Below are 26,400 nucleotides of genomic sequence, written 5' to 3' on the forward strand. Positions count from 1 at the left end.
GAGATAAGTTTTTTTTATTTTTCATGGTTGTTGGAAGTAGTTCTCCGTATAAAAAAGGAAAATGTTACAATTAATAAACAGCTTTTATAAAGAAGCGTACATAAAATGTGAATCCTTCCTTGAAATCAAGAGTTATTTAAGATATATTTTTTAGTGGATAAAAAGGTTATTGGAGGCCTGTGAATGACAACTCGTTACGCAGTGATTTTAGCCGCAGGACAGGGTACTAGAATGAAGTCAAAACTTTATAAAGTACTTCATCCTGTTTGTGGGAAACCGATGGTACAGCACGTTGTAGATCAAGTGGAAAAGCTACAAATGGATTCAATCGTAACAGTAATTGGCCACGGTTCAGAAAAAGTAAAAGCACAGCTTGGCAATAGTGTTAAATACGTAAATCAAAAAGAACAGCTTGGAACGGCACATGCAGTAATACAAGCAAAAGATCTTCTTGTAGACAAAGAAGGAGTGACACTTGTTATATGTGGGGATACGCCTCTCATGACAAGTGAAACGATAGAAGCGCTCTTTTTACACCATGAGAAAGTAGGAGCGAAGGCAACCATTTTAACGGCAAAGGCAAGTAAGCCAGATGGGTACGGCAGAATCATTCGTAATTCAATGGGCGTAGTAGAGAAAATCGTAGAACACAAGGATGCAACGGATGAAGAAAGAAAAATAACAGAAATTAACACAGGTACCTATGTATTTGATAATGCTCTATTATTTCAGGCTTTAGATAATGTTTCCAATGAAAATGTTCAAGGAGAGTATTATCTGCCAGACGTTATCGAGATTTTAAAACAGCAGGGAGAAACTGTAAGTGCATTCCAAACCACAGATTTCAATGAAACAATTGGTGTGAATGATCGGATTGCTTTATCTGAAGCAGAATCAATCATGAGAAAGCGAATCAATGAACAGCATATGCGCAATGGCGTAACAATTATTGATCCGACCAATACTTATATTGGAGCAGACGTAATGATTAAAGAGGATACAGTTATATACCCTGGAAGTATGATTAAAGGAAATACTGTAATAGGTTCAGATTGTATTATTGGGCCAAATACAGAAATAAATAATTGTTCAGTGGGAAATAATACGGCTATTAAACAATCTGTTGCTCACGATAGCAGCATTGGGTCTGATGTGAATATTGGACCGTTTGCCCATATTCGTCCAGCCTCTATGATTGATGATGAAGTGAAAATTGGAAACTTTGTTGAAATCAAGAAAGCGACATTTGGAAAAGGCAGTAAGGCATCACATTTAAGTTATATTGGAGATGCGAATGTTGGTAGTGATGTCAATATTGGCTGTGGTACCATTACAGTTAATTATGATGGAAAAAAGAAGTTTTTGACGACGATAGAAGATGGCGCATTTATTGGATGCAATTCCAATTTGATTGCACCTGTCACAGTTGGTAAGGGTGCTTATGTTGCAGCAGGCTCCACCATTACAGATAACGTTCCTTCTGAGGCACTTTCAATTGCCCGTGCACGTCAAGTTAATAAAGAGAATTATAAACGTAAATAAATAGGTTAAAAGGAAGAATAATTCGTTTAATAGATATGTTTCATTCTTCGTACTATAAGTGGAAAAAGACCAGTGGAGGTTCAGCATGCCAGTTAAGAATTTAGATCCAAATTTGAAGGTATTCAGTTTAAACTCTAATCCTGCCTTAGCGCAGGAAATTGCCGATTCAATTGGAGTAGAATTAGGGAAATGTTCAGTAACACGTTTTAGCGATGGTGAAATTCAAATTAATATTGAGGAAAGTATCCGTGGTTGTGACGTATATGTTATTCAGTCAACAAGTGCACCCGTTAACGAACATATTATGGAGTTATTAATTATGATTGATGCATTGAAGCGTGCCTCAGCTAAGACGATTAACCTAGTAATTCCTTATTATGGGTATGCTAGACAAGATAGAAAAGCAAGAGCACGAGAACCAATTACAGCGAAATTAGTTGCCAATTTATTAGAGACAGCTGGAGCAACTCGTGTTATTACATTAGACTTGCATGCACCACAAATTCAAGGTTTCTTTGATATTCCGATTGATCACTTAATGGGTGTGCCAATCCTTGGTAATTACTTCAGTCAACGAGAATTTGATGGAGAGCTTGTTATTGTTTCTCCAGATCATGGTGGGGTTACAAGAGCAAGAAAACTTGCAGAACGATTAAAGGCGCCAATTGCTATTATTGATAAAAGACGTCCAAAGCCAAATGTTGCGGAAGTAATGAATATTGTTGGTAATATTGAAGGGAAAATTGCTATCCTTATTGATGATATTATTGATACAGCAGGTACCATTACACTTGGTGCCAATGCTCTAGCAGAAAATGGAGCAAAAGAGGTTTATGCTTGCTGTACACATCCTGTTTTGTCAGGACCTGCAATGGAGAGAATTAACAATTCTAAAATCAAAGAATTAGTTGTAACAAACTCAATTGAATTGGGTGAAAAGAAACTTTCAGCTAATGTTATTCAATTATCAGTTGCTGATCTATTAGGTGAAGCAATTTTACGTGTTCATCAAGATCAATCAGTAAGTTTCTTATTTGATTGATAAAACCCTTTATATCATTCTAATTAGTCGCTTGTCTAAAAGGCAGGCGGCTATTAGTATTGTGCCTTTCTTTTAAACAGATAGTAAATTCTTTATGTTTAAATATCTTCCATTTAGGGCATTTTTTATATAAGAGTGTTCATTTGATAAAATAATGGAAGGTGAAATCATGACAACTACTTTACAGGCAAAAAAACGTACGATGGACAAACATTCAAGCTTAACAAAATTAAGAAATAATGGAGAAATTCCAGGTATCGTTTATGGATCAAAAGTAGAAAATACGGCTATTTCCTTGAGTGAGGCTAATTTCTTGAAAACGATTCGTGAAGTTGGGAGAAATGGCGTTATTTCACTAGATATTGATGGGGAAAATTATAATGTCGTTTTAAATGAGTATGATGCTGATCCAATTAAGCGAGGCATTATACATGTGGACTTTTTAGCGGTAGACTTATCGAAGGCTATCAGCGCACCAGTAAAAGTATCTTTAGTGGGGGATGCTGCTGGAGTAAAGGATGGTGGCGTTATGCAGCAGGCTTTACACGAAGTAACAGTTACAGCAAAGCCTAATGATATACCATCTAGTATTGACATTGATGTAACAGAGCTTCAGGTAGGAGATACGATTACTATCGAAGATGTGAAGGGTTATGATAAAATAGAAATTAACCATGAAAAAGAGGAAGTAATAGCATCAATTCTTGCACCGAGACAGGAAGAAGAGATTAGTACAGGAGAACAACAAGAAGAAGGTATGCCGGATAATGTAGAAGGCAGAGAAACAGAGCCGGAAACAGCTGAAGAATAATCCGATTTATCAAAATGTATTCTCCCTGTACGTTTTTAGAAAGGGATTTCTAGAAAAGCAAAAGCAAGAAAAAGGTTTGACCGATTAGCATTCTAATGGCCAAACCTTTTTCTTGTATGATATAAGTATAGAATGAAAAGCAGGGGGATTCATATGAAATTAATTGTAGGCCTTGGTAACCCAGGGAAGCAATATGATAGAACAAGACATAATATTGGATTTGAAGTAATTGATTTTTTATCAAGTCATTATAATATTCCATTAGATAAGGCAAAATTCAAAGGGAATTATGGAATTGGAGTTATTGGCGGTGAAAAAGTGATTTTATTAAAGCCGCTTACATATATGAATCTTTCTGGGGAGTCTATTCGCCCCATTATGGATTACTATGATCTAGTGCCAGAAGATTTAGTCGTTATTTATGATGATCTAGATCTGCCAGTCGGAAGAATCCGACTTCGACAAAAAGGGAGCTCTGGCGGACATAATGGGATTAAGTCAACTATTCTTCATGTTGGTACAGAAAAATTCAATCGTATAAGAGTTGGAATTGATCGTCCTAAAAACGGAATGAAAGTAGTTGATTATGTCCTTGGGAAATTTACGAAAGAAGAAATGGATATATTAGAGGGAACCATTAAAAGATGTGCAGATGCGTGTGCGCAATGGGCAGAAGAACCCTTTTTGCAAGTAATGAATAAATATAATATCCAGTAAGATAGAGAATCATCCGCTTATTTTGGTTATATTTACATCCGAATAGGTGAATACTAGCAATATTAATGTGCTAGTAAGGAGGCCTAGGGATGGCTATACATTATCATTGCAGACATTGTGGTGTGCATATGGGAACACTTGATGCAGAATCCATTGCAGCAAATCGCTTAGGATTTGATCATTTATCAGATGAAGATCGATCAGAAATGATTCAATATCATCAAACAGGTGATATTGAGGTAAAGTCTATTTGTGAAGATTGCCAAGAGTCATTGTCAAAAAACCCTGGCTACTATGAAAATGATTATTTGATTCATTAGAGGAGATTTGGCTGTTTTTTAATTCGGGAAAAGCTTTGGAATAATCCAAAGCATTTTTCCGTTGTCTATATATTTGTTTTCTTGCGGATAGCAGGAATATAGGCAAGATATCTCGTATATAACAACATTAAGGAGTATTTTCTTTAACCTTTTTTTAAATGATGCCATGATAAGCACGGTTCCATTCTGCTTAAGGGGGCATGAACTGAAGGATTAATAGTAACTATGTCATTAATCACGAAATAAATAGATTGCAATCATAATTATTTCTTGTAAGATAAGAACAAATTACCAGAAATGGATGCACGTTGAAAATAAAAAGAGCTAGCGAGCAGGCAGTCATATACTTTACTAAAAAAATAAGATAAAACTAGCTCAACACCACTTTTATGGTGTCTTTTGCTTTCGAATGGGAGGGAAAATTTTTTGTTAGGGCTAAAACAATTATTTAAACAGCAAGAAGATATACAAAATGTCATTTCAGGACTAGAAGCTGGGTTACATGAACAATTGGTTTCAGGACTTTCCAATTCAGCACGTACTCTATATATGACTTCAATTTATGAAAAAACAAAAAAGCCATTACTAATTGTGACTCATAATTTATTACAGGCGCAAAAACTATACGATGATATTACCAATATTGTGGATGAAAAGGATGTTTTTCTCTATCCTGCAAATGAGTTAATTGCAGCTGAAATTAGTATTGCAAGTCCAGAATTAAAGGCTCAGCGTATAGAGGTATTGAATTATTGGGCGAAAAAAAAGTCGGGAATCATGATTGCGCCAGTAGCAGGTCTGAGAAAGCTACTTCCTCCAAAAAAGTTATGGAAGGAAGCTCAGCTAAAACTTGAGATTGGGCAAGATCTTGATTTAGAAGCCTTTTTATTAAAGCTTGTTCATATGGGATATGTACGCTCGGAGATGGTTTCATCGCCGGGAGAATTTAGTGTGCGCGGTGGAATTTTAGATATTTATCCATTAACGGAGGAAGATCCGCTCCGGATTGAATTATTTGATACAGAAATTGATTCGATTAGAGCCTTTTCACTTGAAGATCAACGTTCGAAGGAAAAAAAGGAAAACGTTAGCATTGGACCAGCGACAGAAATTCTTTATGATGAGAATGCAGTCGGCGACTTGCTGGCTATGTTGGAAAAAGGCTTAGCCCAAAGCTTAAAGAAAATAAAAGATGAAGCGACAAAGACGTTACTGACCCAAAATATTAGTAGGGAAATGGAACAGCTAAGAAATGGGCAAAAGCCAGAACAATTATATAAATACTTATCCATTCTTTATGGAGAACATATCAGTTTAATAGATTATTTACCGAATAACGGTTTTTTAATTGTCGATGAAATTAGTAGAGTGCAAGAAATGAATGACACGCTTGAGAAAGAGGAAGCTGATTGGTATACAAGCTTGTTAGGTGAGGGAGAAATTATTCATGGGTTAACCTTATCGCAGAGTATCAATCATCTTTTACATCAGGCAAAACAGCCCATTGTCTACTTATCTTTATTTTTACGCCATGTGCCAAATACTAATCCGCAAAATATCATAAATGTTTCTTGTAAACAAATGCAGAATTTCCACGGGCAAATGAATGTTTTGAAGACAGAAATGGAAAGGTGGAAAAAAAATCATTACACCGTTGTTCTGCTTGGTAATAGTGAGGAACGCTTAGAAAAGTTAGAGCAAGTTCTTCAAGATTATGATATGGAAGTAATGATTCAAAAAAATGCTAAGAAGATTTCTGAAGGGAAAATTCAATTATTAGAAGGACATCTTCAGTCAGGCTTCGAGCTTCCTATCCTAAAATTAGCGGTAATAACAGAAGAAGAACTATTTAAGACAAAGACTAAAAAGATATCCAAAAGAAGACAAAAGCTGACAAATGCAGAGCGTATTAAGAGCTACTCTGAGTTAAATGTTGGTGACTATGTAGTCCATGTTAACCATGGTATTGGTAAATATCTTGGGATTGAAACACTTCAAATTAATGGTGTCCACAAGGATTACCTACATTTGCGATATCAAGGAAATGATAAGTTATACGTTCCTGTTGAGCAGATTGATTTGGTCCAAAAATATGTTGGATCAGAGAGCAAAGAACCAAAGATATACAAATTGGGCGGTAACGATTGGAAGAAAGTAAAGAAAAAGGTAGAGTCTTCTGTTCAGGATATAGCGGATGATCTTATTAAGCTATATGCAGAAAGAGAGGCTTCTGTTGGTTATGCCTTCTCTCCGGATGGAGAAATGCAGCGAGAATTTGAAAGTGCATTTGCCTACCAGGAAACAGAGGATCAATTACGGTCTATTCATGAGATTAAAAAAGACATGGAAAGAGAAAGACCGATGGATCGCCTTCTTTGTGGAGATGTTGGTTATGGGAAAACAGAGGTTGCAATCAGAGCGGCTTTTAAAGCGATAGCGGATGGAAAGCAAGTAGCCTTCTTGGTTCCAACAACTATTTTAGCGCAACAGCATTATGAAACATTGAGAGAGCGTTTTCAGGATTATCCAATTGAAATTGGTTTACTCAGCAGATTTAGAACGAGAAAACAGCAAAATGACACGCTAAAAGGTCTTAAAGCGGGAACAATTGATATTGTCGTAGGAACGCATCGGATTTTATCAAAGGATATCTCTTATCGAGATTTAGGTTTATTGATTATCGATGAGGAACAACGCTTTGGTGTAACGCATAAAGAGAAAATAAAACAATTAAAAACCAATATTGATGTATTGACGCTAACGGCTACACCAATTCCAAGAACACTCCATATGTCTATGCTAGGTGTACGTGACTTATCAGTTATCGAGACCCCTCCTGAAAATAGATTCCCTATTCAAACCTATGTAATGGAGTATAACGGTGGGCTTGTAAGAGAAGCGATTGAAAGAGAACTTGCTAGAAATGGCCAAATTTATTTTCTGTATAACCGGGTAGAAGACATTGAGAGAAAGGCTGAGGAAATTTCAATGTTGGTGCCTGACGCTAGAGTTACTTATGCTCATGGGAAAATGACAGAAAATGAATTGGAATCAGTAATGCTTGGGTTTTTAGAAGGGGAATATGATGTTTTAGTAAGTACGACGATTATTGAAACAGGAGTAGATATACCAAATGTAAATACACTAATTGTCCAGGATGCAGATCGTATGGGGTTGTCGCAATTATACCAATTACGAGGAAGGGTTGGACGTTCGAATCGAGTAGCTTATGCATATTTTACGTATAAGAAGGATAAAGTTCTAACAGAAGTTGCGGAAAAGAGATTGCAGGCAATTAAAGAGTTTACGGAATTAGGATCTGGCTTTAAAATTGCTATGCGTGATTTGACTATTCGTGGTGCTGGAAATCTTCTCGGTGCCCAACAACATGGATTTATTGATTCAGTTGGGTTTGATTTATACTCTCAAATGCTAAAAGAAGCCATTGAAGAGAGAAAAGGAACAATTAGTGATGAACAAAGGCAGACGATTGAAATTGACCTAGATATAGATGCCTATATTCCTGATTTTTACATTAATGATGGACAGCAAAAAATTGAAATGTATAAACGCTTTAGAGGTGTTACTTCCTTAGAGGATATGGAAGAGCTAAGAGAAGAATTAATTGATCGTTTTGGAGACTATCCAGAAGAAGTTTCGTATCTTTTCAAAATCACAGAAATGAAGATTTATGGAAAGCAAGCAGGAGTAGAATTGATCAAGCAGACGAAGGATGAAGTTCTTATTTTATTATCGGAACATGGAAGCGATCGAATGGATGGCCAAAAAATATTTGAGAAAAGTTCTAAGTATGGTCGAATGATTGGTCTTGGTATGGAAGGAAGAAAATTAAAAATGATCTTCCATGTAAAAGGTATCGAAAAAGAAAAGTGGCTGAAAGCTTGCCATGAAATGGTAGAAGCATTAAATACATTTAAAAAAGAACCAGAACAAGTAACTAAATAATGGGGACGAACTTCCTTACAGTCTTGTAATAGGAGCGTAAGTATCCCCAAACAAGAGAAACCCGAGTAATTATACGGATGCTAATAAAATTTCGTATAATCATTTGGGTTTTTCGTTTTCAAAAATCTAAAGTCCTCTAATTCGGATAAGTGTTCTCTATTGGCTTATATAAATACTATAAACCAGTCATTATTTAAATCGTTATATAGAGTGCTTATCTTTCCCCACTAGCTAACTTGTTTGTGCCGCCCGTCCTTCCTGTTCCTATTTTATAAAGAAAATTGCGTTAATAGGATGTTTAATATAGGGGGACAAGGGTATAAACAATATAGATAACAATAGTAGATTTTCCTTTGAATGACATCTAAGTAAATACAGGAATAAATAAATGATTTATCCCAATATGGGAGTCAAGATTGATAATATGGTAAATCTTTTTCCTTCGTGAAATATTCAAAAAGGAAAATAAAGCTACCTAGAGAAAATTTTGCATGATTAATGTATAGAACTTACCATATGAAAGATACTATGTTTAAATATGGTGAACATTTCATGTATAGTGAGAATGCTTTCGCCAATTTTAAAAAATCATCTGATGAAAGTGAGGCAACACGGAATGAAAGCAACTGGAATTGTGCGTCGAATCGATGATTTGGGTCGTGTCGTTATCCCAAAAGAAATCAGAAGAACATTACGAATTCGCGAAGGGGACCCATTAGAGATTTTTGTTGATCGAGATGGAGAAGTTATTTTAAAGAAATATTCACCTATAAGTGAATTAAGCGATTTTGCTAAGGAATATGCAGAGGCTCTCTATGATAGTTTAGGAAATGCTGTGCTAATTTGTGATAGAGATTCCTACATCGCTGTTTCGGGTGGATCGAAAAAGGACTATTTAAATAAGAACATTAGTAGTGTAGTGGAAAAGGCCATGGAGGATAGAGGGTCCATTCTGATGAATCAACAAGATCAAGTATCCTTAGTTGATGGTACTACTGAAACGATTTCTGCCTATACTATTGGTCCTATTATTGCAAATGGTGATCCAATTGGGGCGGTTGTCATTTTCGCAAAAGAGGACTCACTTGGTGATGTAGAGAAAAAGGCAGTAGAAACCGCAGCAGGATTTTTAGCTCGCCAAATGGAATCATAAGGTTTACCTAACAATTTTACTAAAGCATAAATTTTAAAGTCGGCAAACTCGAAAAAGAGTTGTCGACTTTTTTCATTTACGAATAGAATAGACTCTATGATGAAAATTGTTCTATTAAACGTAGAACAAATCTGTTATAATAAGAATATAACAGTATGAGGTGATTAATGATGTATATACAAATAAATCCTGAATTGGAAATGCCCATCTATGAACAACTTACCATGCAAATCATGATAGGGATAATTAGGCAAGAATTACAGAATGGTGATGTGTTACCATCTGTTCGTTCACTGGCCGCTGATTTAGGTGTCAATATGCATACTGTGAATAAAAGTTATCATGCTCTCGAAAAAAAGGGGCTCATTCAAATTATTCCTAAATCTGGTGCAATCATTCGAACAAACAATGGGATTCCAACCCAAGAAGAGCAGGGCAGAATTTCAAATAGCCTAAAACCAATGATTGTGGAAGCTTTAGTAATAGGAATGAAGGAAAAAGAAATAACGGGGTTAATACAATCCATTATCCATAAATTAAAGGAGGAATAAAATATGGAGACCATTATTTTTATTAGTATGATCATCATAACTGTTTTTTTTGAAGCTGCTATGCCTTTTCTAGTACGAAAAACAGTTGTATTTGGGGTAACCATTCCCAACAAACAAGTAAATAATCCGCAAATTTCAACCTATAAAAGACGATATTCTCTCTTGGTTATCATTCCTTCTCTTATTGGAATTATTGCTTATTATATTTGGCAAGCTGCGAATAATATTCAAGCAGATCAAGTAGCGATTGGTGGAACCGTTTTGCTGTTTGCTATTTTGTTTTGGAGTTTAAGTCTCTACTTTTATTTTCACGGAAAAATGATGGCACTAAAAGCAGAGAACAAGTGGGAGGCGGAGCTAAAAGAAATAAATATAACAGAAATTGGAGTTAGACAAAAGGATGAGATGCTCCCGTGGTATGTTTTTCTTATTCCAATAATTATTACGGTAGGATTTTTGATCTTTACGGCAACACAGTATCATTTATTACCAGCGGAAATTCCTGTACACTGGGGATTGTCTGGAAAAGCTGATCGATTTACGAAGAAGACGCCTATATCTGGTGTGTCCATGCTACTGATTTTACTGGTTATGCAGATTATGTTCTTAAGCATAAACAGCGCCACTAAAAAATCAGGGATTAAAATAAGTGCCAATAATAAACATGCATCTAAGCTTAGACAGCTAAAGTATCGCAAATATACAAGCTGGTTTTTCCTTCTTACGTCTATTGCTATAACAGTTCTTATTATATTGTTACAATTAACTATTTTATACGATAATATCTTCAGTGATCACTTAGTCTTTCTTATTCCAATTATTATTACCTTATCTATATTAATTGGGGCAATTTTATTTACGATTAAATTAGAAAGATTAAATCGCGGAGCAGAGGGGGAAGAACAGGACACCAAAGAAATCTCATCTTTTGATGGGGATAGCTATTGGAAGGGTGGTTTAATTTATTTTAATAAAAGCGATCCTTCTATTTTTGTAGAGAAGCGTTTTGGTGTTGGTTGGACATTGAACTTTGCGAATCCAATTGGGTATGTCATTGTTTTTGTTCCATTGCTAATTATTATCTTACTAAGCATTATAGAATAAAGGAATTGTTTTTAGGCTGCTGGTACAAAACAAAATATATAATGGATAAAGAAAAAATTAGACACATTATTTTAACCTATGGTCTGAGTTCAATATTCTATTGGACACAGACCATTTAGTTTTTAAGCAAACTAACATTACTAGGAAAAACGGAGCAGGCTGAATACACGTAGACTCCTATGGGAGGCTTGGCGCTCGCCCCAGGGAAAGTAAAGTGTATTCAGGCTGCGGGTGATCACCACAAACCTTCTTTCTTGAAATTAATTAACCCCCGAACAATTATACGTACACACAAAAAATTTCGTGTAATTGTTCGGAGTTAAAGTTAATTGAAATACTTATATCCCACCGTCTTCTTTTTGTGTTAATATATGGAAAAAGTATTATGTACAAGGATACATCTTCCATCTAACTATGCTATAATACTAGCGAAAGTAATTATGGAAGGAGCTAGACATGTGAAGACTTCGCAATCAAATGTCTGGTTTAAAGGCGCTTTTATTCTTATGATAGCTGCCTTAATAAGTAAAGTACTAAGTGCTGTATATCGAATACCGTTTCAAAATATTGTCGGTGATAAAGGCTTTTATATCTATCAGCAGGTTTATCCTTTCTATGGGGTAATCATTGCTTTATCTACATATGGTTTTCCAGTTGTACTATCAAAATTGTATATGGAAATGAAAGTAGAGGGGAATCAATCGGGTATAAATAGACTTGTGAGTTCCTCTTTTTTCTTATTTGTTCCCATTGGAATGATAGCTTTTCTGGCTTTGTTTTTTAATGCAGGGAGACTAGCTTCATGGATGGGGGATCCTTATTTGGCATCCTTATTGAAGGTTATTTCTTTTGCGTTTCTGTTTTCCCCTTTGATCGCTATTTTGAGAGGGATTTTCCAAGGGGAGGGAAATATGATTCCGACTGCAGTTTCACAGGTGGGCGAACAATTAATCAGAGTAGGGATTATTCTGTTTGTCGCTTTGTTTTTTTCTTATCAAAATTACTCCTTATATGCCATTGGGTCAGGTGCTATGTTTGGCTCTGTTGTCGGAGGCTTACTCTCCTTGTTCGTCTTAATCTATTTTTATAGAAAATCCGCCCTTTCTTTTTCTCTGTTTCGCTTTTCGCTTCTTTTTGAAAAGGAGAATAGTATTCTTTGTAAAAGAATACTATATGAGGGCATAACTATTTCTATTAGTAGTATGCTTTTAGTGTTATTGCAATTAGCGGATTCATTGAATTTATATTCCTTATTAATGGAAGATGGCATGGCTGAAGAAAAGGCCAAAGTGATGAAGGGAATTTATGATAGAGGGCAGCCGCTCATACAAATTGGAAGTATCATTTCTACTTCGATGGCTTTAAGTATTGTCCCTCTTATTACAAAGAATCGCCAAAAAACAAGTAAGAAAGATCTTATGAGAAATATTCATTTTTCTCTTATAGTTAGTTTTTTTATTGGACTTGGAGCAACAGTAGGACTAATTGGTATCATTCGAGAGACAAACAGCATGCTGTTTAAGGATGATGCCGGTTCAGAGGTTCTTACTGTTCTGTTTTTTGTAATATTTCTTAATGCTATTATTGCAACAATAATGGCCATCCTGCAAGGATTAGGGCATTCTTTCTATCCAGCTGTTTTGATTGTATTAGGCTTTATAGGGAAGTATGTTCTTAACATCATACTCATTTCTTCTTTTGGGATATATGGAGCAGCCTATGCATCACTTATTGTATTATCTATCATTCTAATTTTAATGGCAGTAAAATTAAAAAAAATAGTCAAAGAGCCGCTTGTTAGTATAAGGCACGTATTGATTATAAGTGGTGCGAGTTTAGTTATGTTACTTGTGCTTAGAGGGTATATACCACTTTCTTCTTTACTGCTTGAATGGATAGAGCATAGCCGGATAAAAAGCGCTATTCAAGCAGTATCTGGAGTAGTAATAGGTGGAATAATATATGTGGTTATAGTGGTACGAGGAAATGTTTTTAAAGAAAAGGAATTATCTTTATTACCGTTAGGAAGTAAACTAAAATGGTTTTTACCGAAAAAAGGAAGGAAATAAAATGAGTCAAATAAAAATTATTGGATTAGGCGCAGGAGATATAAACCAGCTGCCGTTGGGCGTTTATCGCAGCTTAGTTGATGAGAATAAGACTATATATGTACGAACGAAGGATCATCCTGTTCTCTCTATGCTTGAGCAAGAAGGAATAACCTTTTATTCCTTTGATTCTATTTATGAAAAACATAATCAATTTGATGCTGTATATGAAGAGATTGTTGAATTTCTATTAGAGAAAGCAAAAGAAACGGATATTGTCTATGCTGTTCCAGGTCACCCGCTTGTTGCAGAAAAAACGGTACAAATCTTAATAGAAAAAGATAAAGAAGGAATGGCCTCTATCGAAATTGCTGGTGGTCAAAGTTTCTTAGACAGTATTTTCCAGGCGTTGCGAATCGATCCAATCGAAGGATTCCAGCTGCTAGATGGAACTGCTCTTAATCGAGCAAGTATTCAGCTTAGAAATCATTTGATTATTGGCCAGGTATATGATACTTTTTCTGCATCGGAAGTGAAGTTAACCTTGTTGGATATTCTCCCGCATGATTATCCAATTAAAGTTGTTACTGCAGCTGGAAGTAGTCTAGAAAAGATAAAAGAAATAGAGCTGCATGAGTTAGATAGAGAGGTAGACTTAAATAATTTAACAAGCATATATGTACCACCTGTTCAAGAAGAAAAGATCTTATATAAAGACTTTTCTCAGCTGAGACAGATAATAGCGGAGCTTCGTGGACCAAATGGCTGCCCATGGGATAAAAAACAAACTCATGAAAGCTTACGAAAATATTTATTGGAAGAAAGCTATGAATTAATTGAAGCCATTAATGAAGGAGATATTGACCACATTATTGAAGAGCTTGGAGACGTGTTATTGCAAGTGATGCTTCATAGTCAAATTGGAGAAGACGAGGGATATTTTTCAATTGATGATGTAGTGGAAGGGATTTCCGATAAAATGATTCGTAGACATCCACATGTATTTGGAGAAGAACAAGCAGATTCTGTTGATGATGTGATGAAGCACTGGCAAAACGCGAAAAAACGAGAAGTGAAAACGGACAGGGAGTCTGTTTTAGAAGGATTAAATAGTGCGTTACCTAATTTGATGCAAGCTTACGAACTGCAAAAAAGAGCGGCAAAAGTAGGGTTTGATTGGCCGAATGCAGAAGGAGCTTGGGAAAAGGTAAAAGAGGAAATTCTGGAGTTTCAAGAGGAATTAAAAGAGATTAATAATAATGTACAAATAGAAAGTGAATTTGGCGATATTTTGTTTTCGCTTGTAAATATTGCTAGGTTTTATAAAGTAGATCCAGAATTAGCCATCTTCCGGACAAACAAAAAGTTTATTGAGCGCTTTTCTTATATAGAAGAAAGGGTAAAAGAGTCTGAGAAGGAATGGAGCCAAATGAGTTTAGAAGAATTAGACGGCTTTTGGAATGAAGCAAAGAAAAAATAACAACGTGAAGGAGCTATTAGAATGAGACTAGATAAATTCTTGAAAATTTCGCGCTTAATCAAACGAAGAACATTGGCAAAGGAAGTTGCGGATCAAGGAAGAATTTTAGTGAATGGACAGCAGGCGAAAGCAAGCACCAATGTAAAGGTCGGTGATGAGCTGCAGGTTCGTTTTGGGCAAAAGCTAGTTACAGCTAAGGTGGAAATGTTGCAGGAATCCACGAAGAAAGAAGATGCTGCCAATATGTATAAAATAATTAAAGAAGAAACACTTTCATAAGTTTAGTAATCGAAATAGATGGCAATAAACAAAGTAGAGTTCTTTTCTTCGCCTATAAGGCTTGTTCTAAAATAAGGATTCCTCACATATATTTGTACAAGTAGAGATTGTACTAATGGATTGTGAGGGATAATGATGAGCCAATATCATGAATCAAATATGACGAAAAGTAATAATACGGTAGACCATGATGTGATCATGAGAGGAAGAAAGCTGCTCGATATTACGGGAGTAAAGCAAGTAGAGAGTTTTGATAACGAAGAATTTATATTAGAGACAGTAATGGGATTTTTATCTATTCGTGGTCAAAATCTGCAAATGAAAAACCTTGATGTAGAAAAGGGAATCGTCTCTATTAAAGGTAAAGTATTTGATTTAGTTTATGTAGACGATCAAAGTGGAGATAAGGCTAAGGGATTCTTTAGCAAGATATTCCGATGACACTATCTACACAATTTATGACCATGCTGGCTATGGTTAGCATGGGTCTATTCTTTGGTATAAGTTTAGATACATATCAATACTTCTTGAAAAGGCCAAAAAGGAAAAGAAGTATTGTCTTTATCCATGATATCCTTTTTTGGGTTTTGCAAGCTCTTCTTATGTTTTATGTTCTTTTCCTAGTAAACAAAGGAGAAGTTCGCATTTATTTGGTCCTAGCATTGCTATTAGGTTTTGCTATGTATAAAAGTTTGTTTCAAACTCTTTATCTTCAATTATTAAAAGGAATCATTTCTTTTTGCGTCCATACTTATCGTTTTTTCCTTAGAGTAGGAGTAAATATTGTATACAAGCCAATTAAATCTATCATTTTCTTCCTTTTTTCGATAATAATTGCTCTGGGCAGGGGACTTATGGCACTTGTCAGTGGTATAATTAGGACATTAAGATTTATTATAGGGATACTCTTTAAACCAATTGAATGGCTTTTATCTCTACTGTGGCTAATTGTGCCGAAAAAGGGTAAATTATTCGTCGAGAGAATTTTTAATAAATTGGCAGGATATTACTTTAAAATAAAGAACTATTTGAAACAATGGATGGCTAAAAGAAAAAAATAATGGAAAGGAGGAGCCTCATATGAGTGCTATAAGAAAACCAGATGTTACAACATTTCCAACAAAATATAATTTACAGCATCAAGCTAATAGTCTTAGTGGAGCTAGAAAGAAAAAGCTATTGATGCGCAGGCTGACAACGTTCTTCGTATGTGCTGCTGTTATTGGCTTTATTATGATTTCCACACTCATATCACAAAGCTCCACTTTAAAAGAGAAAAGAGCAGAGAAAGAACAGTTAGATGGACAACTTGTTGCATTAGAAAAGAAAGAAGCAGACCTAAAAGACCAAATTGCTAAGTTAAATGATGAAGAGTATTTAGCTAAATTAGCAAGGAAAGACTTATTACTTTCAAAAAAAGGGGAAATTATTTTTAATATCCCTGAAAAAGATGCAAAAAACACAACTGGAAAATAATAAGGTTGGCAGTAATATTGACACTCTTTTTTTCCATTCTGTATAATATAAGTAAGTACGATTTTTTATATCCTTAAGGAGGCAAAACTTTTTTATGTCAATCGAAGTAGGCAGCAAGTTACAAGGAAAGGTAACAGGAATTACTAATTTTGGTGCGTTTGTTGAGCTCCCAGAAGGCGCAACAGGTCTTGTTCATATTAGTGAGGTCGCAGACAATTATGTAAAAGACATTAATGATCATTTAAAAGTAGGCGATGAAGTCGAAGTGAAAGTGATTAATGTCGAGAAAGATGGAAAAATTGGACTATCTATTAAGAAAGCAAAAGATAGACCAGAAAGACCCGAGAGACCAGAAAGACCACAATACGAACGCGGAGAAAGAAGAGAATCAAGAGGCGGCTATTCCGGTGGGAATTCTCAAAGGTCACGTAATGCAAAATCAAATGAAAATCGTGCTCCTAAAGAGAATTTCGAATCGAAAATGGCTCGTTTCTTAAAAGACAGTGAAGATCGATTAGCTTCTCTGAAACGAAATACTGAGTCGAAACGCGGGGGAAGAGGCGCTAGACGAGGGTAACTTGCTGCTGAATAACCAAATAGATAGCAGGGTTTATCGTTTATATATTCCCATAGCTTAGGCAAGCCAATTTGGCTTGCTTTTTATATTTTATAGGAAGTTTGTCTGTTTAGCTATTCCCGTAAAAAGAACACAAAAAAACCACGTAAAAATTTTTACGTGGGTTTTTTTGTGATAGCGGCGGAGGGGATCGAACCCCCGACCTCACGGGTATGAACCGTACGCTCTAGCCAGCTGAGCTACACCGCCATAATATTAACAAGACAATTAATATAATACAAATAAATAATCGCAATGTCAATAGATTTTAGACATTTATTTAATATGTTAGTATGGTGTATGTTTAAGCACTTGTTAATGAGTTGAAAGACCAAAAAGCATATTGCATGAAATGACAAAAATAAGCAATAAATATAAAAAAGTGACTGTAGAAAAGATCATTTATATTAAGATTGTCTGTTGGTAAGGCTGACTAATTATAAAGTAACTTCTTTTTGCTTGATAGAAGGAATCTATCGAATTTTGTATTTCCATAAAAAAATGGAGGAAAGAAGTCGAGCGAAAGATTGGAACTGCTTCGTTATTTTGACAAACTTTTAAATAACTAGCTTCTATAATGTGGAGCAACGATACTTGTTAGGGAGTGTGGTTTATGGAGAAAGTGGAAAGGGATATAATCGATCCGATTGGTGAAGTTGATTTTGGGAAGTCGCGAGATAGCTTCAGTACATTAGTTCATAAATTTTATACAAAAGTAGAAAACTTCTTTTTAGTTAAAGGCTTTTTATTGTTGATTCTCGGATTTTTACTTGGACGAGCTTTAATATTAGGACAACTTACCCCTTTTGCTCTTCCATTTTTTGCGGCAGTATATCTATCAAGGAAAGATAAAGCACCACTCGCGCTTATTGGATTAATAGCCGGCGCTGCTACTTTAGGGGTAACAGAGGCAGCTTCTAACTTTGTCTTGTCTTTCTTATTTTTGATTAGCTATAAAATTATTTTAAATTGGAAAAATAAAGAGCAGCAACTTGTCCCATTATTTGTGTTTGGACTAGTCTTTTTAGGCAGCTTAGTGAAAGCCTATCTTTTAACAAATGGTTTTACACTGTATGGTGGAATGTTAGCGTTTGTAGAAGGAAGTCTTGGCTATATACTTACATTAATTTTTTTACAAAGTCTGCCGTTACTTACGGTCAATAAAAGAAGACAAGCCCTTAAAACAGAAGAAATTGTCTGTCTTATCATTATGCTAGCTTCTATTATGACTGGAACAATTGGCTGGGCCGTTTATGGCTTATCGATTGAACATATTATGTCTCGTTATTTAGTTCTCCTATTTTCCTTTATGGCAGGGGCCACTATTGGCTCGACTGTTGGCGTTGTGACCGGATTAATTTTTAGTCTTGCAAGCATTTCTAGCTTCTATCATATGAGCTTATTGGCTTTCTCTGGTCTTCTAGGTGGATTGCTGAAAGAAGGAAAGAAAATCGGTGTAGCACTTGGTTTATTTATTGCCACTCTCCTTATTGGCATGTATGGAGAAGGTGGTGGCGTCCTATCTGTTTCGTTAATGGAAACAACTATAGCTGTTTTCCTGTTTCTTATGACACCGAGAAGTTTAACCTCACGCATAGCAAAGCATATACCAGGAACAGCAGAATATTCCCAAGAACAACAGCAATATATGAGAAAAATGAGAGATGTAACAGCTCAAAGAGTATCTCAATTCTCCAATGTATTTCAAGCACTCTCTAAAAGTTTTTCTTCCCCAAATATAAGTGAAATGATAGAGGAAGAGGATAAGGAGCTAGATTACTTTTTAAGCAATGTGACAGAAAAGACGTGTCAGACATGTTTTCGTAAAGAACATTGCTGGGCACGTAACTTTAATACAACCTATGATTATATGAAAGATATTATGACTGAAATGGCTGATACTGGTGGAAATATTTCCACTAGTCTTCAAAGGGAGTGGGATAAACATTGTACAAGGTCGAAGAAGGTGACGGATGCAATCCATCAAGAATTGACATTGTACCAGGCAAACCAAAAATTAAAAAAACAAGTCCAGGAAAGCAGGAAATTAGTTGCAGATCAATTGCTTGGTGTATCTGAGGTAATGGGTGATTTTGCAAAAGAAATTCAAAGAGAAAGAGAAAATCACTACAAACAGGAGGAATTAATCCTAGAAGCTATTCAAGAGTTTGGCATTCATATTGAAAATGTTGAAATATACAGCTTGGAACAAGGAAATGTAGATATCGATATCACTATTCCATACAACACAGGCTATGGAGAATGTGAAAAACTAATTGCGCCAATGCTATCGGATATTCTTGGCGAGACCATTATTGTAAATAAAGAGGAGGTATCTGAGTACTCCAAAGATTATAGTCATGCAACATTCCGGTCAGCGAAAGCTTATACAATAGAGACTGGTGTTGCGCATGCAGCAAAGGATGGCGGGTTTATTTCAGGAGATAGCTACTCTACTATTGAACTAGGTTTAGGTAAATACGCTATGGCAATTAGTGATGGAATGGGAAATGGGAAGCGGGCCCATGTAGAAAGCGAAGAGACCCTTCAATTATTGCAAAAAATTCTGCAATCAGGAATTGAAGAACAAGTAGCGATAAAATCAATTAATTCCATTCTATCTTTGCGAACAACAGATGAAATTTTTTCTACACTGGATTTAGCAATGATTGATCTCCAAAACGCAGCGGTTAAATTTCTGAAAATTGGCTCTACACCTAGTTTCATCAAAAGAGGTTCAAAGGTTATGAAAATACAGGCAAGTAATCTGCCAATGGGAATTCTCCAAGAATTTGATGTGGATGTTGTGAGTGAACAATTAAAGGCTGGAGATCTTCTCATTATGATGAGTGACGGTGTGTTTGAAGGACCAAAACATGTTGAGAACTTTGAGATTTGGATGAAGAGAAAAATTAAGGAATTGAAAACAGAGAACCCTCAAGAGGTAGCAGATTTAATTATGGAGGAGGTTATCCGATCTCGCTTAGGCTTAATTGAAGACGACATGACCGTGTTAGTTGCGAAAATTGACCATAATATTCCGAAGTGGGCGTCCATTCCAGTAAAAGGTTTTAAGCAAATCGCAAACTAAATGTGATCGTTTAAAATGGTCTTTCTAGTTTTATATAAATTTAAAGGACTAACATTCAGTAGGAGAAAAACACTGTTTGTTAGTTTTTATTATACTAATCTGTTTATTCTTGGAAAAGGTATAAATACTTCTCTTTTCGTCGAGAATGGGACTAACTCATAAAGATGGAGGGGAGATATTTATGAAAACAGGTACGTTAAAGCAGGTTTTGCTTATCACAGATGGATGTTCTAATAAAGGAGAAGATCCTATCGCAATGGCAGCATTAGCAAATGAACAAGGAATTACGGTAAATGTTATTGGAGTCATGGAACAAGATACAATTGATGAGCAGGGAATGAAAGAAATTGAAGGCATTGCACTCTCTGGAGGCGGTGTTAGTCAAGTTGTGTATGCGCAGCAGTTAAGTCAGACTGTCCAAATGGTAACGAAAAAGGCGATGACCCAAACACTCCAAGGGGTAGTAAATAAAGAGCTTCAGCAAATACTAGGTTCCTCTAAAACAATGGAGGATCTTCCTCCAGAAAAAAGAGGAGAGGTAATGGAGGTTGTGGACGAACTGGGGGAAACAGTTGAACTGGAGGTGTTAGTATTACTAGATACAAGCGCCAGTATGAAGCATAAATTACCAACTGTAAAAGAAGCCTTACTTGACCTATCTTTAAGCTTGAATGCCCGATCTGGCGAGAATCGCTACTCTGTGTTTGTATTTCCCGGGAAAAAGAAAGATGTCGAAAAATTAATGGATTGGACACCTCGTCTAGAATCTCTAACAAGTATCTTTCCAAAGTTATCGACAGGAGGCATTACACCAACAGGTCCAGCTTTAAAAGAAGCCATTCGTTACTTTAAGCATAAGCGCTCATTAAGGAGCTTGATTTCAAGTGATGATGAATACATCGAAGAGTCAATTTAAAATAAATAGTGGAACAGTAATAAAAGGAAAGTGGCATAACAAGCAATATACAGTCTTAAAGGAACTTGGCTATGGAGCGAATGGTACAGTTTTTTTAGCAGATTCCAAAATAGGAAGAGTTGCTTTGAAATTAAGCAACAATAGTGTATCTATAACTTCTGAAGTAAATGTTTTGAAATCCTTCGCAAAGGTCCAAGGTTATAGCCTTGGACCTTCTTTAATAGATGTAGATGATTGGGTAACAAATAGAGGAACTACTTCTTTTTATGTAATGGAGTATATTAGTGGACCAGATTTACTAACCTTTATTCATAATAAGGAAGTATTATGGATTGATGTGCTAATGATCCAATTATTAAAGGATTTACAAAATCTTCATGAAAATAATTGGGTCTTTGGAGATTTAAAACCAGAAAACCTAATTATTACAGGGCCCCCAACGAAAATTAGATGCATTGATGTAGGGGGGACAACCATAAAAGGGAGAGCGATTAAAGAATTTACAGAGTTCTTTGATAGAGGATACTGGGGGTTAGGAACAAGAAAGGCAGAGCCAGGATATGATTTGTTTGCTGTTGCGATGATTATACTGAATCTTTATTATCCACAGCGTTTTAATAAAAAGGAGGGCGGAATCAAACAGCTGCATATGATGATTCGACAAAAGCAAGGATTAATGCGTTTTGAGGGGATTCTAGTAAATGCGTTAACAGGAAAATATCTATCGGCAAAAGAAATGCGATTAGATTATTTAAATTTAACAAGTGGAGAATCAAAAAAAACAAGTAGAAGCACAATAACAGCTGGAACGAATAGAAGTAAAGCTCGCCAAGCGAACAGTCAACCTGCTCCTTCTGCTCAGACAAGAAGTAAATTGGTTAAAAAGAAGAAAAAGGCAGGATGGGCTGAATCTATAGTCATCATTATCCTTATCTCTATTTGTTATATTTTGTATATATATGGTCAATTAACTTGAAAAGAGGATTTTTAGCAATTTTTAGAGAATAGTCTTTGGTATCACTTTTAAAAAAGTGATATCCTAGACTATAGTAACTACAACCTCTGATGAAAAAGTAATAACATCAGGGCTGGTAGAATAGTGATAGTGATAAGGAAGTAATCAAAAATGTTTGAGGATCAAATTTTAAATTACCTGCAAGGAAAAAATATGAACCTAGAAGGTAAGAAAATCTTGGTTGGAGTTTCTGGAGGACCAGATTCTTTAGCACTCCTTCATTTTTTATGGACAAAACAAGAAGAATGGAAAATCAAGGTTTTTGCTGGACATGTGGATCATATGTTTAGAGGGGGGGAGTCGCTCGAGGAGGCTGAGTTTGTAAAATCGTTCTGTGAAGAAAGAAATATTCCTTTTTCTTGGGAGCGAATAGATTTACCAGCATTTATCCAAAAAACAGGAATGAATTCACAAAAGGCAGCAAGAGAATGCAGGTATTCCTTCTATGAAAAAGTAATGGAGAAGCACAACTTAGATTACTTAGCATTAGGTCATCATGGAGATGATCAAATAGAAACCATCTTGATGCGATTAACGAGAGGAAGTTTAGGTAAATCAAGGGCTGGAATTCCTTTTATGCGTCCATTTGGTACAGGAAAAATTATTCGTCCCTTTTTATGTTTAGAAAGGGAAGACATTGAGGAATATTGTAAAGTACATAATCTTAATCCAAGAAGAGATCCAAGCAATGAAAAAGATACCTATAGCCGCAATAGATACAGAAAACAAGTTGTGCCCTTTTTAAAAAAAGAAAACATTCATGCGGCAAAGCATTTTCAACGGTTTAGTGAAGAATTAACAGATGATGAAACCTATTTAATGAAGCAGGCTGAAGAAAAGCTTTCTGAGGTATTGGTTGAAAAAAAGGCTGCGGAAGTAGTAGTTGATATTAATCGTTTTCTTTTAATAGCTATTCCTTTACAAAGAAGATGTATTCAACTAATATTAAATTATCTCTATGACGAGATACCTATTTCATTATCCGCATTACATACTGAGCAAATGATGATATTACTTAAGAGTCCTCATTCTTCTGGAAATATTGATCTCCCGAATGGTTTGAAAGTGAAAAAGTCGTATCATTTTCTTCATTTTCAACTTAATTTATCTCCAGCACAATCCTTTTATTATGAATTATCAAAAATGGGAGAGTTATTATTACCAAATGGGTACAATATTAAGGTAGAATATATAAACGGTGAAACGATTACTAATGACCATTGTATTCTTTTGGATGCAACTTCTATTTCTTTTCCTCTTATTATCCGTACTAGAAGAGATGGTGATAGAATTCATTTAAAAGGAATGGATGGAAGGAAAAAAGTGAACCGTATTTTTATCGATGAAAAGATTCCAATCCATAAGAGAGATCATTGGCCAATCGTTACGGATAGCAAAGGTGAAATTCTTTGGATACCAGGACTAAAAAAATCGATATATTCTCATAGTAATACGAATAGTGGTAGTAATCTATTAATAACATATAAAAAGCAATGATCTTCTAGGGGGCACACAAGAAATGAAACACGATATTGAAAAAATATTGATATCTGAAGAGGAAATACAAGGTAAAATCAAAGATTTGGCATTTCAGCTTACAGAGGAATATCAAGATAAATTTCCTTTGGCAATTGGAGTATTAAAAGGTGCTATGCCCTTTATGGCAGATCTTTTAAAACGCGTGGATACATACCTTGAAATGGATTTTATGGATGTGTCAAGCTACGGTAATTCTACTGTATCTTCTGGAGAAGTAAAAATCTTAAAAGATTTGGATACTTCTGTGGAAGGAAGAGACATACTAATTATCGAGGACATTATTGATAGTGGATTAACTTTAAGCTATCTTGTAGAGTTGTTCCGTTATCGTAAAGCAAAATCAATCAAAATTGTGACACTTCTTGATAAACCAACTGGTAGAAAGACAGATCTTAAAGCAGATTATGTAGGATTTATCGTACCAGACGCTTTTGTTGTTGGTTATGGATTAGACTACGCGGAAAGGTATCGAAATCTACCATATATTGGTGTTTTAAAACCGGAAGTTTATACTAGTGACAGTGAATAAGTACATGAAAAGAGGAATTCTAGCCCGAAGAGGGTAATTCCTTGAATTTACTTAATTTTCTATGTTACTATACTCTATAGTTTGTTTACCGTGGGAGGAGGTAAGGGATGAACCGTATTTTTCGTAATACCATTTTTTATTTATTAATATTTTTAGTAATTATCGGTGTGGTTAGTTTTTTCAATGGAAATAATCAGCCTACCAAGCAATTAACATATACTGAATTAATAAATCACCTTGATGCTGGTGATGTTGCCGAAATAACGCAGCAGCCTGAAAGAGGTGTCCTTGAAATACGCGGGAAATTAAAGGGCTATAAAGAAAATGAAACATTTGTTTCCTATGTAACTAATAATGAAACAAATGCTCAAGTGATCTTAAAGGCTGCTACAGAAGGTTCCAAAATCGATGTCAAGCCTGCACAAGAAACAAGTGGATGGATCACATTCTTTACTTCAATTATTCCGTTTGTGATTATTTTTATCTTATTTTTCTTCTTGTTAAATCAAGCCCAAGGTGGCGGCGGCGGCCGTGTAATGAACTTTGGTAAGAGTAAAGCAAAACTATACAACGAAGAAAAGAAAAAGGTTCGCTTTAATGATGTAGCGGGCGCAGATGAAGAAAAGCAAGAGCTAGTAGAAGTAGTGGAATTCTTAAAAGATCCCCGAAAGTTTGCTGAGCTAGGTGCTAGAATACCAAAAGGTGTCCTTCTTAATGGACCTCCAGGAACAGGTAAAACATTACTTGCTAGAGCTGTTGCAGGAGAAGCTGGTGTACCTTTCTTCTCTATCAGTGGTTCTGACTTCGTGGAAATGTTTGTTGGGGTAGGGGCTTCTAGGGTTCGTGATTTATTTGAAAATGCGAAGAAAAATGCTCCTTGTATTATCTTTATTGATGAAATCGATGCTGTTGGTCGTCAACGTGGCGCTGGTTTAGGTGGAGGACACGATGAACGTGAACAAACGTTAAACCAACTATTAGTTGAAATGGATGGATTCGGTGCAAATGAAGGGATTATTATCATTGCTGCTACAAACCGTCCTGATATTCTTGACCCTGCATTATTACGTCCAGGTCGTTTTGACCGACAAATTACGGTAGATAGACCAGATGTTAATGGTCGTGAGGCGGTATTACGTGTACATGCTCGTAATAAGCCTTTAGATGAGTCTGTTAATTTAAAAAGCATCGCTCAACGTACTCCGGGATTCTCTGGTGCGGATTTAGAAAACCTTCTAAACGAGGCTGCACTTGTTGCAGCGAGAGCGGATAAAAAGAAAATCGACATGGAAGACATGGATGAAGCGACAGATCGTGTTATTGCTGGACCTTCCAAGAAAAGTCGTGTTATTTCCAAAAAAGAAAGAAACATTGTTTCTTACCATGAAGCTGGACATACGATTATTGGTGTTGTATTAGATGAGGCGGATATGGTTCATAAAGTAACAATCGTACCTAGAGGTCAAGCTGGTGGATATGCAGTTATGCTTCCTAAGGAAGATCGTTTCTTAATGACGAAACAAGAGCTTCTTGATAAGATTACTGGATTACTTGGCGGTCGTGTTGCAGAGGATATCGTATTTGGGGAAGTAAGTACTGGAGCCCATAATGATTTCCAAAGAGCTACAGGTATTGCCCGTAAAATGGTAACAGAATACGGAATGAGTGATAAACTTGGACCATTACAATTTGGTCAAGCGCAAAGTCAAGTATTCCTTGGTCGTGACTTAAATAATGAACAAAATTATTCAGATGCAATTGCATATGACATTGATTTAGAAATTCAACGAATTATAAAGGAATGTTATGAAAGAGCAAAACAAATTCTTACAGAAAACCGTGAGAAGTTGAACTTAATCGCTGAAACACTTCTTGAAATTGAAACGTTGGATGCAGAACAAATCAATAGTTTATACAAAGATGGTGTCTTGCCTGACCGTACAAAGAAGGCTGATACTACTTTAGGCACAGAAGATCTAAAAGTAAATATTAACAAAAAAGATGATAACGAGTAATCGTTGAAAAAAGATGCGCTTTCAAGCGTGTCTTTTTTTTTGTTAGAGAACCTTTACAACCACATCTTTTGGAAACAGCCATTGCTTTAGGCTTTGTCTCTTTCTTGTTGTATGTTATGATATTTCCAGTATTGGATAGACTCTAGATATAGCTTTCCTAAGTATATAAAGCGATACAAGATATGACGGG

Annotated in this window: 22 protein-coding genes and 1 tRNA gene; 22 read left to right on the plus strand and 1 reads right to left on the minus strand. The window is 35.7% G+C overall.

Going from position 1 to position 26,400, the window contains the following annotated elements; translation table 11 throughout:
• Nucleotides 1–183: 183 nt before the first annotated feature.
• The 16 genes from glmU (at nt 184) to NST77_RS20985 (ending at nt 17,066) form a co-directional block, all read left to right on the plus strand.
• Nucleotides 184–1,542, plus strand: a complete 1,359-nt coding sequence (gene glmU / locus NST77_RS20910) for a bifunctional UDP-N-acetylglucosamine diphosphorylase/glucosamine-1-phosphate N-acetyltransferase GlmU (RefSeq protein ID WP_095333970.1) — start codon at nt 184–186, stop codon at nt 1,540–1,542.
• A gap of 85 nt (nt 1,543–1,627) precedes the next feature.
• A complete protein-coding gene (locus NST77_RS20915) occupies nt 1,628–2,584 on the plus strand; it encodes a ribose-phosphate diphosphokinase (RefSeq protein ID WP_047944366.1) in 957 nt (318 codons plus the stop codon).
• A 169-nt stretch (nt 2,585–2,753) separates the two neighbouring features.
• Nucleotides 2,754–3,395 (plus strand): 50S ribosomal protein L25/general stress protein Ctc, encoded by a 642-nt coding sequence (locus NST77_RS20920; RefSeq protein ID WP_095333968.1) that lies wholly within the window; start codon nt 2,754–2,756, stop codon nt 3,393–3,395.
• A 153-nt stretch (nt 3,396–3,548) separates the two neighbouring features.
• Nucleotides 3,549–4,112, plus strand: a complete 564-nt coding sequence (gene pth / locus NST77_RS20925; RefSeq protein WP_341123505.1) for an aminoacyl-tRNA hydrolase — start codon at nt 3,549–3,551, stop codon at nt 4,110–4,112.
• Nucleotides 4,113–4,201: 89 nt separating this feature from the next.
• A complete protein-coding gene (locus tag NST77_RS20930) occupies nt 4,202–4,432 on the plus strand; it encodes an anti-sigma-F factor Fin family protein (RefSeq protein ID WP_095333964.1) in 231 nt (76 codons plus the stop codon).
• Between the two features lie 426 nt (nt 4,433–4,858).
• Entirely contained in the window at nt 4,859–8,398 is a 3,540-nt protein-coding gene (gene mfd, locus NST77_RS20935; protein WP_341123506.1) for a transcription-repair coupling factor, read from the plus strand.
• Between the two features lie 616 nt (nt 8,399–9,014).
• Entirely contained in the window at nt 9,015–9,551 is a 537-nt protein-coding gene (gene spoVT, locus NST77_RS20940; protein ID WP_047944373.1) for a stage V sporulation protein T, read from the plus strand.
• Between the two features lie 170 nt (nt 9,552–9,721).
• Nucleotides 9,722–10,102, plus strand: a complete 381-nt coding sequence (locus NST77_RS20945) for a GntR family transcriptional regulator (protein ID WP_095333961.1) — start codon at nt 9,722–9,724, stop codon at nt 10,100–10,102.
• Nucleotides 10,103–10,105: 3 nt separating this feature from the next.
• On the plus strand, nt 10,106–11,206 hold the full coding sequence (locus NST77_RS20950) for a DUF1648 domain-containing protein (protein WP_235850358.1): 1,101 nt from the start codon (nt 10,106–10,108) through the stop codon (nt 11,204–11,206).
• 458 nt (nt 11,207–11,664) lie between these two features.
• Complete coding sequence (locus NST77_RS20955; protein WP_341123507.1) at nt 11,665–13,275, plus strand: putative polysaccharide biosynthesis protein; 1,611 nt, start codon at nt 11,665–11,667, stop codon at nt 13,273–13,275.
• A gap of 1 nt (nt 13,276) precedes the next feature.
• The gene (gene mazG / locus NST77_RS20960) at nt 13,277–14,734 is read left to right on the plus strand and encodes a nucleoside triphosphate pyrophosphohydrolase (RefSeq protein WP_341123508.1); all 1,458 of its coding nucleotides are present in this window, start codon (nt 13,277–13,279) and stop codon (nt 14,732–14,734) included.
• Between the two features lie 21 nt (nt 14,735–14,755).
• The gene (locus NST77_RS20965; RefSeq protein WP_016204747.1) at nt 14,756–15,013 is read left to right on the plus strand and encodes an RNA-binding S4 domain-containing protein; all 258 of its coding nucleotides are present in this window, start codon (nt 14,756–14,758) and stop codon (nt 15,011–15,013) included.
• A 135-nt stretch (nt 15,014–15,148) separates the two neighbouring features.
• Nucleotides 15,149–15,454 (plus strand): sporulation protein YabP, encoded by a 306-nt coding sequence (gene yabP / locus NST77_RS20970; RefSeq protein ID WP_095333955.1) that lies wholly within the window; start codon nt 15,149–15,151, stop codon nt 15,452–15,454.
• Complete coding sequence (yabQ, locus tag NST77_RS20975; protein ID WP_095333953.1) at nt 15,451–16,074, plus strand: spore cortex biosynthesis protein YabQ; 624 nt, start codon at nt 15,451–15,453, stop codon at nt 16,072–16,074. Before yabP ends, yabQ begins: the two co-directional genes overlap by 4 nt.
• A gap of 19 nt (nt 16,075–16,093) precedes the next feature.
• Nucleotides 16,094–16,489: an FtsB family cell division protein gene (locus NST77_RS20980; RefSeq protein WP_341123510.1), complete on the plus strand. Its 396-nt coding sequence runs from the start codon at nt 16,094–16,096 to the stop codon at nt 16,487–16,489.
• Nucleotides 16,490–16,583: 94 nt separating this feature from the next.
• Entirely contained in the window at nt 16,584–17,066 is a 483-nt protein-coding gene (locus NST77_RS20985) for a S1 domain-containing RNA-binding protein (protein WP_047944385.1), read from the plus strand.
• A gap of 175 nt (nt 17,067–17,241) precedes the next feature.
• Here NST77_RS20985 and NST77_RS20990 read toward each other — a convergent pair.
• Nucleotides 17,242–17,315: transfer RNA gene (locus NST77_RS20990), tRNA-Met, on the minus strand.
• A 403-nt stretch (nt 17,316–17,718) separates the two neighbouring features.
• Here NST77_RS20990 and spoIIE point away from each other — a divergent pair.
• From spoIIE to ftsH, 6 genes are all read left to right on the plus strand, one after another.
• Nucleotides 17,719–20,196, plus strand: coding sequence for a stage II sporulation protein E (spoIIE, locus tag NST77_RS20995; RefSeq protein WP_123258668.1), 2,478 nt, complete (start codon nt 17,719–17,721; stop codon nt 20,194–20,196).
• A gap of 181 nt (nt 20,197–20,377) precedes the next feature.
• Entirely contained in the window at nt 20,378–21,112 is a 735-nt protein-coding gene (locus NST77_RS21000; RefSeq protein WP_095333947.1) for a vWA domain-containing protein, read from the plus strand.
• Complete coding sequence (locus NST77_RS21005; protein WP_171509175.1) at nt 21,081–22,088, plus strand: protein kinase domain-containing protein; 1,008 nt, start codon at nt 21,081–21,083, stop codon at nt 22,086–22,088. The genes NST77_RS21000 and NST77_RS21005 overlap by 32 nt, the downstream gene beginning before the upstream one ends.
• A 150-nt stretch (nt 22,089–22,238) precedes the next feature.
• Entirely contained in the window at nt 22,239–23,624 is a 1,386-nt protein-coding gene (gene tilS / locus NST77_RS21010; protein WP_123258669.1) for a tRNA lysidine(34) synthetase TilS, read from the plus strand.
• Between the two features lie 22 nt (nt 23,625–23,646).
• Nucleotides 23,647–24,195, plus strand: coding sequence for a hypoxanthine phosphoribosyltransferase (gene hpt / locus NST77_RS21015; RefSeq protein ID WP_047944392.1), 549 nt, complete (start codon nt 23,647–23,649; stop codon nt 24,193–24,195).
• Between the two features lie 107 nt (nt 24,196–24,302).
• Nucleotides 24,303–26,210, plus strand: coding sequence for an ATP-dependent zinc metalloprotease FtsH (gene ftsH, locus NST77_RS21020; protein ID WP_047944393.1), 1,908 nt, complete (start codon nt 24,303–24,305; stop codon nt 26,208–26,210).
• The last annotated feature ends 190 nt before the right edge of the window (nt 26,211–26,400 follow it).

This window comes from Niallia sp. FSL W8-0177, from assembly GCF_038006285.1.
GTDB lineage: Bacteria > Bacillota > Bacilli > Bacillales > Cytobacillaceae > Niallia > Niallia circulans_A.